The sequence below is a fragment of the Arthrobacter sp. Soil761 genome, from assembly GCF_001428325.1.
Lineage (GTDB): Bacteria > Actinomycetota > Actinomycetes > Actinomycetales > Micrococcaceae > Arthrobacter.
Genome location: NZ_LMSF01000001.1, coordinates 400947 through 412090, shown reverse-complemented (window position 1 = coordinate 412090; position 11144 = coordinate 400947). Strand labels below are relative to the sequence as shown.

Here is an 11144-nt window from a genome sequence, read left to right as displayed (position 1 = left end):
TTTATGCTCCCGTAGCGTGTTCGACGGCGCGGCGCACGGCCTTGTCCGCCTTGTTCAGCTTCTTGGTGGTGGTCCTGCGCGCGTCGGCGGCCAGGTGCGAGGCGTTACGACGGGCATCGGCCGCCAGGTGCTCGGCGCGCCAGGCCAGGCCGGGCTTGCCGGCGGTGTCCACGGAAGCGAGCAGGGCGCCGCCGCTCAGCGAGAGGTTCTTGAGCAGCTGGTTCCGGCGGCTTTCGCGGCCTTCCTTGCTGCTGATATCCGCGCTGCGCCATTCAACGAAGGTGTTCAGGAGCGAAATCACCGTCAACAGGCCCGCGGAGAGCCGGGAAAACTTGCCAAGGCCGAACAGGACGCCGGCCCCTACCTGGGTTCCGCCAATCACACGTGCGAGGGTGGTTTCGTTCGCCTGGAAGGGAAGCGAGGCTGCAGCCTTGCGCAGCAGCGGTGAGAGCTGCTGTGCGGTGTCGTCTGCGTTCCTGAGCTTATCCAGTCCGGCGAGAACGAAACTGGAGGCGAGCATGGGCCGTGCGAGCGTGCGGACAAAGGACATGGATTTCCTCCTGGATGGACGAGCCGCGCCGAGCGGCGGAGTCGGTCCTAGTCTTGCACTTTTGGGGAATATTTGCCCGTGGGAGGCGGTTATGGCAAACAGGTCCGCAACAGGGGCCTGACAATCATTCACCCGAAACAGAGCGGAGTTGGCCCTTGGGGAAGGTGTTGGACGGAACCAGGCAGGCGGGCCCGGTGGCAGTGGACAAGCTGGCCTCGGAACCGCCGGAATACGGCACGCCCCGGGCAGGGAGCCTGACAGTAGACTTGAAGGCAATGAACACCCTGGATCCGGCCGTTGCGGCCATGTATGAGGCTACCCCCGGCGAAGCAAACGGCAGGGCCGGCACCGCGCCTGTGCCTGCCGGACAGGCAGGCCCTGAATCATTGGCCGCAGAAGCGGATGCCGAGGATGCCACGCTGGACGTCGCCACGGAGAGCGTGGAGGAGCGCCGCCTTCGCTTTGAGCGGGATGCCATGCAGTACGTCGACCAGCTGTATTCCGCTGCCATGCGCATGGCCCGGAACCCGTCCGACGCGGAGGATCTGGTCCAGGAGGCCTACACCAAGGCTTTTTCGGCCTTCCACCAGTACAAGCCGGGAACAAACCTGAAAGCCTGGTTGTACCGGATCCTGACCAACACGTACATCAACCTCTACCGCAAGAGGCAGCGTGAGCCCCTGCAGTCCAACTCGGACAGCATTGAGGACTGGCAGCTGGCACGGGCGGAGTCGCACACCTCGAGCGGACTGCGCTCAGCCGAGGCTGAAGCCCTGGATCATCTTCCGGATTCGGACGTGAAGCGGGCGCTGCAGGACATCCCCGAAGAATTCCGGCTGGCGGTCTACTTCGCCGACGTTGAGGGCTTTGCCTACAAGGAAATCTCGGACATCATGAACACGCCCATCGGCACTGTGATGTCCCGGCTCCACCGCGGCCGGCGAATGTTGCGGGACATGCTCGCGGAATACGCCGCCGAGCGGGGATTTAAGACGGCCGCAGATGCCTCGGATGCGGCAGGAAGCAAAGCACAGGAGAACAGGAAATGAGCGACTGCCAGGGATTGGGCGATTGCGACGACACCAGGATGCAACGCATCTACGAATACCTTGACGGGGCGCTGACCCGCGAGGACCTCACGGAAATCAAGAACCACCTTGATGACTGCCCTGAGTGCACGGAACAGTATGACCTGGAGTGCGTCATCCGCAATATGGTCAAGCGCTCCTGCACGGAGTCCGCGCCGGACAACCTGAAGAACGCCATCCTGGACAGGATCCACACCATCCGTCCCGTGGAGGCCTAGGAACAGGCACGCGTTGCGCCGGTCAGGGCCGCAGACAGCAAAGGACCCCGGAAGCCGTTTGGCTTGCGGGGTCCTTCGCTTGAACCGTAGTTCCTGGCATTTGCCTAGGTGTTGGGGCGCTTCCCGTGGTTCGCGCCGCCACGCTTACGGTCACGACGCTTGCGTGCACGCTTGCTCATAGCTGGCCTCCTTACTGTTGGTACTCAAAAGAGCTGCCCTCAAGTCTCCCACATGATGTGGCGGCCCGCGAACCGGGTAGGGGCGGATGACCTGTGGAAGTGCGGCAGCAGGCGCCGCCTTAGGACTGCAGGGTGCTGCGGATGGCCGCGCGGGCGTCGTCGAGGGCTGTCCTGACGGTTTCCAGCGTCACAGGGCTGATGGGGCGGCGCATGGCCTGCCGCCGCAGGTCCGCGCAGAGCTCATCATGGAACTTCTGCACCATCAGTTCCACGTCAAGCCGTTGGACGGAGACGGCGATGTCATTCTCGACCCCCGCCAGATCGTCGCGGCGCCGGTTCAGTTCGGCAAGGCCGGCGGCTGTAATGCGGTAGTTGGTGCGCCGCCCGGCCGGCTCGGTGGCCACCAGGCCATCCTCCTCGAGCTTGCCCAGCCGGGGGTAGATGGTTCCGGCGCTTGGCGAATAAGTCCCCGCGAACCTTTCCTTGAGCGCCTTGATGAGCTCGTACCCGTGCTTGGGCCCGCTTTCCAGCAGTGCCAGCAGGTAGAGGCGCAACGCACCGTGTGCGAAGACGGGCGGCATCAGCCTTGCGCTTCCCCGTCGCCGTCAAGTGGTGCAGGAGCGTGGGATATGGACGTCCTGCCGGATACCGAATTGGTCCGGACGAGCATCAGCTGGCCGTCGGGCCCGGCAATGGTCTCCACTTTGCCGTTGGCCAGGAGGCACTGCCGGCCGTCAAGGATCACCGCTCCGCCGGCGGACTTGGCCACGATGTCGACGCCGACGTCGTGCGGCAGCCTGATAGCCAGATCCCCGGACACCGAGTTGGAGCCGAAGTCCCGGGTGAAATCGAGCAGTTCAACGTCGAGGTGCCCGCTGACGGTGTTGGTGCGCACGTTGGTGAAGTATCCGGAGGCGGTAACCCTGCCTGAGACGCTCTTGGCCATGAGTACCCCGCGGTGGTTCCTGACCTCCACGCTGCCGCTGATGGTATTGACCTGAAGCTCGCCGGAGGTACTGTCCGCCACTACGGAACCTGACACGGTGTTCAGCCGGACACGGGCAGAGACGCCCGAAACCAGCCCGTCCCCGCTGACGGTCCCGGCCTCCACCTCCACACCCTGGGGAACAGCGATGGTGATGAGCGCGGAGTTGTCGCTGCTGTGGTTGACCGTCTCCATGAGGTTCTTGAACCAGCCCTGGGCTCCGTGCAGCTGGTGCCGCACTTCGAGCCTGCCGCTGTTCAGTGACACGGCTACCGGATCGCCGTGCACGTCGGCGAACTCCAGCCGCACCTGGGACCCCGCGTGCGCCGTGATCCTGAACCTGCCACGGACCATGCCCAGCTTCAGGGCCGTCACGCCGTCGACGTCCATGGTTTGCGGGTCTGTCACACTCCAGTTTTGCTCGGCCATGGTCCCCTCCAAAAGACGATATATCGCGTAGCCCCTACAACGTATCGCCGCAGGCGGGCAGGGTCAAGATATATCTCGAGCGGGCTACTACTGGGGGGCTTCCAGTCCCAGCCACTGGAACCAGCCGCGGTGCAGCACCAGCCATGCCATGAGGCCATAGCCTGCCTGGCCGGGCGTTCCACCGTTTGCGGCAAGGTCCTGGCGCCACTGTTCGTGGTTCAGCAGGGGCGAGAACGTGTCGACGTAGAGGTGCTTGCGGCGGGTGGTGACATCGGCGAAGGCGGTGTTCAGTTCGTCAAGCCGCCGGTTCTGGGCCGGGTCCAGCGTGGGAGGCGGCCCCACGACGAATACCTCGATCCGGTTCTGTGACGCCGAGTCCAGGATATTGGCCAGGTTCAGCCTGCTCCGTGCGGTGGAAAGACCGAATTCAATGTCCCGCCCGGACAGGCCGATGACCAGCCGGTTCTCCGCCTCGGGGCTGAAACGGCGGCCGGCTTCCTCCAGCCAACGTGCCGCAAGCCCCTCGGTGCCTTCCTGCGGACAGGGGAGGGCGTAGCTTTCCAGGAGCATTCCGTCCTGGGGAGTGCGGGCCAGGACGCGGCCCAGCCAGCCAAGTGCCCGGGGATCCCCCAGTCCGGCCAGCAGTTCGTCTCCTACAGCTGCGATCCGCAGCTTCCTGTCTTCCACGCGTTCCTCTTTACTTCGGTACGGGTTTACTTCGGTACGGCCGCTGCATCGTCGCCGCCGCGGCTGCGGGGGTACGGGGCGGCGCTGTCCATCCATTAAACAGAACTGCCCGGCCGGAGTCTGGTATTTCGACTCCGGCCGGGCAGCCTTACTGCTTACTTCCGTGCAAATGCCTGCTTCAGGAGGACATCCTGTTCCGCAGCGTGCCGCTTCATGGAGCCGGCTGCCGTGGAGGCGGATGCCGGCCGGGACACAAGGCGGACCCGCCGGTCAAGGGCCTCGGGCAGGTGCAGGCCGATGAATGGCCAGGGGCCCTGGTTGGCAGGCTCATCCTGTGCCCAGACCACTTCGGCGTTGGGGTACTTGGCGAGCTCCGCCGCGATCTCCTGGTGCGGCAGCGGGTAGAGCTGCTCCACGCGGATGATGGCGGTGGTCTTGTCGCCGGTCTTCTGCCGGGTGGACAGGAGATCGTAGTACAGGCGGCCGGAGACCAGAAGCACGCGTTCGACGGCGGTGGCCGGCAGCTGCTCATGCTCACCAATGACAGGACGGAAGGTGCCGCTGGTGAAGTCCTCCACGGACGAGGCGGCAGCCTTCAGGCGCAGCAGCTGCTTGGGCGTGAAGATGATCAACGGCTTGCGCGGCCGGTTGTACGCCTGGCGCCGCAGCAAGTGGAAGTGCGAGGCCGCCGTGGTGGGGTTGGCCACGATCATGTTGTCTTCCGCGCAGAGCTGCAGGAAGCGCTCGATCCTCGCCGAGGAGTGGTCCGGGCCCTGGCCTTCGTAGCCGTGCGGGAGCATCAGGACCAGCGAGGACCGCTGGCCCCACTTCTGCTCTGCGGAGGAGATGAATTCGTCGATGATGGTCTGCGCACCGTTGACGAAGTCGCCGAACTGGGCCTCCCAGAGGACCAGGGCGTCCGGGCGTTCCACGGAGTAGCCGTACTCGAAGCCCATGGCCGCGTATTCGGACAGCAGTGAATCGTAGATCCACAGCTTGGCCTGGTCGTCGGAAAGGTTGCCCAGCGGCAGCCATTCCTTGCCGTTGGCACGGTCGTGGAAGACGGCGTGGCGCTGTACGAAGGTGCCGCGGCGGGAGTCCTGGCCGGCAAGGCGTACGGGGACGCCTTCCATGATCAGGGAGCCGAAGGCTGCGATCTCGCCGAAGCCCCAGTCGATGCCGCCTTCGCGGGACATCTGCTCGCGCTTTTCCAGCAGCTGCTTCAACTTGGGGTGGACCGTAAAGCCATCGGGGATCTCGACGTGAGCCTTGCCGATCCGGGCCAGGGTGTCGGCGCTGATGGCCGTGGAGGCCGGTGCGCTGACGCTGGAATCGGACTGCTGGGCCATGGGCCGCTCGATGTCGGACACGGCAGCGGAATCCGCGGTCACGATCGGGATGGGGGAGGTCTGGGCGGCGTGGGTCTCGGCGAAGACCCGCTCCAGCCGTTCCTGGTAGTCGCGGAGCAGCTGCTCGGCTTCTTCCTCGGTAATGTCCCCGCGGCCGATGAGCGACTCCGTGTACAACTTGCGGACGGAGCGCTTGGCCTCGATCAGGTTGTACATCAGCGGCTGGGTCATCGAGGGGTCGTCACCCTCGTTGTGGCCCCGGCGGCGGTAGCACACCATGTCGATGACGACGTCCTTGTGGAAGCGCTGGCGGAATTCGTAGGCGAGCTGGCCGATGCGGACCACAGCCTCGGGGTCGTCGCCGTTCACGTGGAAGACCGGTGCCTGGATCATCTTGGCAACGTCCGTGGAGTACGTGGATGAGCGCGACGACGACGGGGCGGTGGTGAAGCCGACCTGGTTGTTGACCACGATGTGGATGGTTCCACCGGTGCGGTAACCGCGCAGCTGGGACAGGTTGAGCGTTTCCGCAACCACGCCCTGGCCGGCGAAGGCAGCGTCGCCGTGGACCATGATGGGCAGGACGGGGAACGACTCGCCCTGGTCAAGGCGGTCCTGCTTGGCCCTGACAATGCCCTCGAGGACGGAGTCCACGGCTTCCAGGTGGGACGGGTTGGCGGCGAGGTAGACCTTGGTCTCCTTGCCGGTGTCCGAGGTGAAGGTACCTTCGGTGCCCAGGTGGTACTTGACGTCGCCGGAGCCCTGGACGGAGCGCGGATCCTGCGTGCCTTCGAATTCGCGGAACACCTGTGCGTAGGTCTTGCCGGCGATGTTCGTCAGGACGTTGAGGCGGCCGCGGTGGGCCATGCCGATGGCAACCTCGTCCAGGCCGTCATCGGCTGCATCGGACATGATGGCGTCCAGCAACGGAATCAGGGACTCGCCGCCTTCCAGCGAGAAGCGCTTCTGCCCCACGAACTTGGTCTGCAGGAAGGTTTCGAAGGCCTCGGCCGCGTTCAGCTTGGAGACGATCCGCAGCTGCTCTTCCCGGCTGGGCTTGGAGTAGGGGTGTTCCAGCTGGTCCTGGAACCACTTGCGCTCGGCAGGCTCCTGGATGTGCATGTATTCGATGCCGGTGGTGCGGCAGTAGGCATCCCGCAGGACTCCGAGGATGTCGCGGAACTTCAGCATCGGCTTGCCGCCGAAGCCGCCCGTGGGCCATTCGCGGTCCAGGTCCCAGAGGGTCAGGCCGTAGGTGAGGACGTCGAGGTCCGGGTGCTTGCGCTGCACGTACTCCAGCGGATCGGTATCCGCCATGAGGTGGCCGCGTACGCGGAAGGAGTGGATCAGCTGCTGGATCCGGGCAACCTTGTTGATCTCGTCAGCCGGATCCACCTGCAGGTCCGCACTCCAGCGGACAGGCTCGTAGGGGATGCGGAGGGCTTCGAAGATCTCGTCGTAGAAGTTCTGTGCGCCCAGCAGCAGCTGGTGCACCAGCTTGAGGAACTCGCCGCTGCCGGCGCCCTGGATGACGCGGTGGTCATACGTCGAGGTCAGGGTGAGGACCTTGCTGATGGCGTTGTGGGCGATGATCTTTTCGCTGGCACCCTGGAATTCGGCCGGGTAGTCAAGGGCGCCGACGCCGATGATGGCCGCCTGGCCCTTGGAAAGGCGCGGCACTGAGTGCACGGTGCCGATGCCGCCGGGGTTGGTCAGGGAGACAGTGGTGCCCTGATGGTCCTCGGCGGTGAGCTTGCCGTTGCGGGCGCGCTTGATGAGGTCCTCGTACGTGTGCCAGAACTCGGCGAAGTTGAGGGTCTCGGCCTTCTTGATGTTCGGGACCATGAGCAGGCGGGTGCCGTCGGGCTTGGGCATGTCGATGGCGATGCCGAAGTTGACGTGGGCCGGCTGGACCGCAACGGGCTTGCCGTCCACCTCGTCGTAGTACACGTTCATCGACGGGAACTGGGAAAGGGCCCGGATGACTGCGTAGCCAATGAGGTGCGTGAAGGAGACCTTGCCGCCGCGGGCGCGGGCCAGGTTCGAGTTGATGACCACGCGGTTGTCGATGAGCAGCTTGGCCGGAATCGCCCGGACGCTGGTGGCCGTGGGCACCTCAAGGCTGGTGACCATGTTGGTGGCGATGGCCTTGGCAGGTCCGCGGAGGACGGAGACGACGTCCTCCTCCGGCGCGGTGGGGGCCTTGACGTTCTTGGGCAGCTGCGCCGGAATGGGCTGCGAGCCGGTGCCTGCTTCGGTCTTCTTGCCGCCGTCGCGTGCCTCCGTGGCGGGGGCCTTCTTGACCGGCGCAGGGGCTGCTGCAGGAGCGGCGGCCGGGGTGGCGGCGGGTGCCGCCGGGGGAGTGGCAGGGGCTGCGGCCGGCGACGGTGCCGAAGCAGCGGGTGCCGTCTTCACCACGGGCAGCTCGCGCGTAGGAGGATTGGCAGCGTGCGCGGAATTTCCATTGTTGGAAGAACCGTTACCCGAGTCGAAAGATTCAAACAGCGGCCACCACTTGGCGTCCACGGCGTTCTTGTCCTGTTGGTACTGCTCGTACAGTTCGTCAACGAGCCACTCGTTCCCGCCAAATTCCTCTGGTAGACGGTGGCTTGGCTGCTCTGGCACTTGAAATACGCCTCTTCCATGAGTTTGATTTCTCTTTGGCCCCCCGGTGCTTCAGCACTGCGATCGAACCAGTCTCTGCGTCCTCTGAACCCAGACCCTTAGCAAGTCTAGTGAGCATCTTGTGTTAACTGCCAATAAGGGTGACCCAAATCATGAAGTGACGAACATGGGGCTGAATGTGAGCCCAAAATTGCATCTGAATTGCCATCTGATACGCCCGGCTCCTGGAGCGCCAAGGGTCGCCGGGAAGCCCCGCAAAGTGCTGGGGCGGCCGGAGGCCGGGCCGCCCCGGCGGCGGACTGCCGCGCATCCGGCCGGGGCCGCTCCTGTAGACTGAAATTCTTATGGACAGTAAATCTAGGTGCCGGCCTGGGCACTGTCAGCGGAGCTCCACGAGGAGCGCCGCACAGTCCGCCCCCAGAGCCGGCAAACCCCGACAACGCGCCCATCACCAGCCAGCGGCCCAGCTTGCCGCATCCCGTGCGGACCAGTCCTCGGGATCCGCCGACCATCCTCCGCCGGGCCGAAGCAGCTCCTCCCTTTTCCGGTCGGCTGCGCTCCCGGCGGTCCTGCCGCTCCAGGCGGGATGCTGAATGGAGTGGCTCCTCCTGGCAGCAGGCCTGCTGCTGATCGCCGGCACCGGATTCTTTGTGGCCGTCGAGTTTTCCCTCATCGCTTTGGACCAATCCACCGTCCAGCGCGCCATTGACGACGGGGACAGCGGCGCTGTGCCGTTGCTCACCTGCCTCAAATCGCTGTCAACCCAGCTGTCCAGCTGCCAACTCGGCATCACCCTGACCACGCTGCTCACCGGCTACGTCATGGAACCCTCGGTTGGCCACCTCCTCGAGGCGCCGCTGGCCGCCGTCGGACTTCCCGCCGTGGCCGTGCAGTCCATCTCCCTCATCCTCGCCATGGTGCTGGCTACGCTGCTGTCCATGCTCCTGGGTGAGCTGGTGCCCAAGAACATGGCGATCGCGCTGTCGTTCCCCGTGGGCCGGGCGCTGGCCCGGCCACAGCTGATCTTCACGGCGATCTTCAAACCGGCCATCCTGGTCCTGAACGGCTTTTCCAACAAGGTCCTGAACGTTTTCGGGCTGGAAGCCAAGGAAGAAATTTCCGGCGCGCGGACTCCGGCGGAGCTTGCCTCGCTGGTCCGCAGGTCGGCTGCGATGGGAACGCTCGACGCCGGGACTGCGAACTTCATCGCCCGCACCCTGAATTTCTCAACGCGGACGGCCGCGGACGTCATGACGCCGCGCATCCGGCTCGAGACAATCGACGCCGACCAGCCGGTCTCCGACGTGGTGGACGCAGCACGCAGGACCGGGTACTCCCGGTTCCCTGTTATTGGCGAGTCCGCCGACGACATCCGCGGACTGGTGCACGTCAAGAAGGCCGTCGCTGTTCCGTGGGACCGGCGCCGCAACCTTGAAGCGGGCGCCATCATGACCGAGGTACTGCGGGTGCCCGAGACCATCCACCTTGATGCACTCCTGGCCGAGCTCCGCGAGGGAAACCTCCAGCTGGCCGTCGTGCTTGATGAATACGGGGGTACGGCAGGCATCGCCACCCTTGAGGACCTGGTGGAGGAAATCGTGGGCGAGGTGGCGGACGAGCACGACAAGGTCCGTCCGGGGCTACTGCAAAGCGCCTCCGGCGACTGGTACTTTCCCGGGCTCCTCCGTCCGGACGAGTTGTCCGAACAGATCCCGGGGCTGAGTGTTCCGGACGAAGCGGCCTACGAGACCGTGGGCGGCTACGTCATGAGCAAACTCGGCCGGATCGCCGTGGTGGGGGACGCCGTCCCGGTGGGCGGCGGAACGCTCAGCGTTACCAGGATGGACGGCCGGAGAATCGACCGCATCTGCTTCCACCCGGCGGATCAACCGGCTGCACAGGACGCCAATGACAGGAGCAAGCCATGAGTGACTGGGCGGGCATCCTCTGGCTGGGCTTGCTCCTGCTGGGCAATGCCTTTTTCGTGGCGGCTGAGTTTGCCATCATGTCCGCGCGCCGCAGCCAGATTGAGCCCTTGTCCGACACCGGATCCAAGCGCGCCCAGACAACCCTGCGCGCCATGGAGAACGTGTCCTTGATGCTGGCCTGCGCGCAGCTTGGCATCACCGTCTGCTCCCTGCTGATCCTGCTGGTGGCCGAGCCGGCAATCCACCACCTGCTTGCCGTCCCCATCGAGACGGTGGGCCTGCCGGCGGAAGCTGCGGACGTTGCGGCCTTCGCCGTGGCCCTGATGCTGGTGACCTTCCTCCACGTCACATTCGGCGAGATGGTGCCCAAGAACATCTCGGTGTCCGTGGCGGACAAGGCCGCGCTGCTCCTGGCCCCGCCGCTGCTGTTCATCTCGCGGCTGGTCCATCCGGTGATTTCAGTCCTCAACTGGTCCGCCAACTACATCCTTAAGCTGATGCGGATCGAGCCCAAGGATGAGGTGACGTCCTCCTTCACGCTGGAGGAGGTGCAGTCGATCGTCCAGGAGTCCACCCGCCACGGCCTGGTGGACGACGACGCCGGGCTCATTACCGGTGCCCTGGAGTTCTCGGAGCACACGGCGGAGGACATCATGGTGCCGCTCGGGAAGCTGGTCATGCTGGGGGCTTCCACCACTCCGGTGGAATTTGAAAAGGCCGTCAGCCGTACGGGGTTCTCCCGGTTTCCCATGCTGGATGACGACGACATGCTCTACGGCTACCTCCACGTGAAGGATGTGCTGTCCATTCCGGAGTCCGCCTACGAACTGCCGATTGCCGAGAGCCGCATCCGCTCGCTGGCCAACCTGGCGCTGGGGGACGAGATCGAAAAAGCCATGTCCGTCATGCAGCGCACGGGATCCCACCTTGCACGCGTGATCGGCCCGGACGGCAAGACGCGGGGTGTGCTCTTCCTTGAGGACGTCATCGAACAGCTCGTCGGTGAAATCCGGGACGCGACGCAGGCCACCGGAATCCGCCGGTTGGGCCAGCCGAACGGAAATTGACCTAAATAGGAATCATTCGCATTTAGGTATAGGCTTGCA

The 11144-nt window shown here is 64.9% G+C and carries 10 protein-coding genes; 4 read left to right on the top strand and 6 right to left on the bottom strand.

The window, feature by feature from the left end:
* Position 1 precedes the first annotated feature (1 nt).
* Positions 2 to 550, bottom strand: a complete 549-nt coding sequence (locus tag ASG79_RS01920) for a DoxX family protein (RefSeq protein WP_018768448.1) — start codon at positions 548 to 550, stop codon at positions 2 to 4.
* Positions 551 to 825: 275 nt separating this feature from the next.
* Between ASG79_RS01920 and ASG79_RS01915 the strand changes: the two genes are divergently transcribed.
* Both ASG79_RS01915 and rsrA read left to right on the top strand, forming a co-directional pair.
* A complete protein-coding gene (locus tag ASG79_RS01915) occupies positions 826 to 1599 on the top strand; it encodes a sigma-70 family RNA polymerase sigma factor (protein ID WP_235509705.1) in 774 nt (257 codons plus the stop codon).
* Positions 1596 to 1856, top strand: coding sequence for a mycothiol system anti-sigma-R factor (rsrA, locus tag ASG79_RS01910; RefSeq protein WP_018768446.1), 261 nt, complete (start codon positions 1596 to 1598; stop codon positions 1854 to 1856). The genes ASG79_RS01915 and rsrA overlap by 4 nt, the downstream gene beginning before the upstream one ends.
* Positions 1857 to 1960: 104 nt before the next feature.
* On the opposite strand, the gene ASG79_RS24425 is transcribed toward rsrA, so the two are convergent.
* The 5 genes from ASG79_RS24425 to ASG79_RS01890 form a co-directional block, all read right to left on the bottom strand.
* Complete coding sequence (locus ASG79_RS24425) at positions 1961 to 2035, bottom strand: 50S ribosomal protein bL37 (RefSeq protein ID WP_369299106.1); 75 nt, start codon at positions 2033 to 2035, stop codon at positions 1961 to 1963.
* Between the two features lie 119 nt (positions 2036 to 2154).
* Positions 2155 to 2616, bottom strand: coding sequence for a PadR family transcriptional regulator (locus ASG79_RS01905; protein ID WP_018768445.1), 462 nt, complete (start codon positions 2614 to 2616; stop codon positions 2155 to 2157).
* Positions 2616 to 3449: a DUF4097 family beta strand repeat-containing protein gene (locus ASG79_RS01900; RefSeq protein WP_056388036.1), complete on the bottom strand. Its 834-nt coding sequence runs from the start codon at positions 3447 to 3449 to the stop codon at positions 2616 to 2618. The genes ASG79_RS01905 and ASG79_RS01900 overlap by 1 nt, the downstream gene beginning before the upstream one ends.
* A gap of 87 nt (positions 3450 to 3536) precedes the next feature.
* Positions 3537 to 4136, bottom strand: coding sequence for a GDSL-type esterase/lipase family protein (locus ASG79_RS01895; protein ID WP_056388034.1), 600 nt, complete (start codon positions 4134 to 4136; stop codon positions 3537 to 3539).
* A gap of 155 nt (positions 4137 to 4291) precedes the next feature.
* Positions 4292 to 8110, bottom strand: coding sequence for a multifunctional oxoglutarate decarboxylase/oxoglutarate dehydrogenase thiamine pyrophosphate-binding subunit/dihydrolipoyllysine-residue succinyltransferase subunit (locus tag ASG79_RS01890; RefSeq protein WP_056388033.1), 3819 nt, complete (start codon positions 8108 to 8110; stop codon positions 4292 to 4294).
* Between the two features lie 593 nt (positions 8111 to 8703).
* Between ASG79_RS01890 and ASG79_RS01885 the strand changes: the two genes are divergently transcribed.
* Positions 8704 to 10038: a hemolysin family protein gene (locus tag ASG79_RS01885; protein ID WP_056388032.1), complete on the top strand. Its 1335-nt coding sequence runs from the start codon at positions 8704 to 8706 to the stop codon at positions 10036 to 10038.
* A complete protein-coding gene (locus ASG79_RS01880; RefSeq protein WP_056388031.1) occupies positions 10035 to 11105 on the top strand; it encodes a hemolysin family protein in 1071 nt (356 codons plus the stop codon). Before ASG79_RS01885 ends, ASG79_RS01880 begins: the two co-directional genes overlap by 4 nt.
* Positions 11106 to 11144 lie beyond the last annotated feature (39 nt).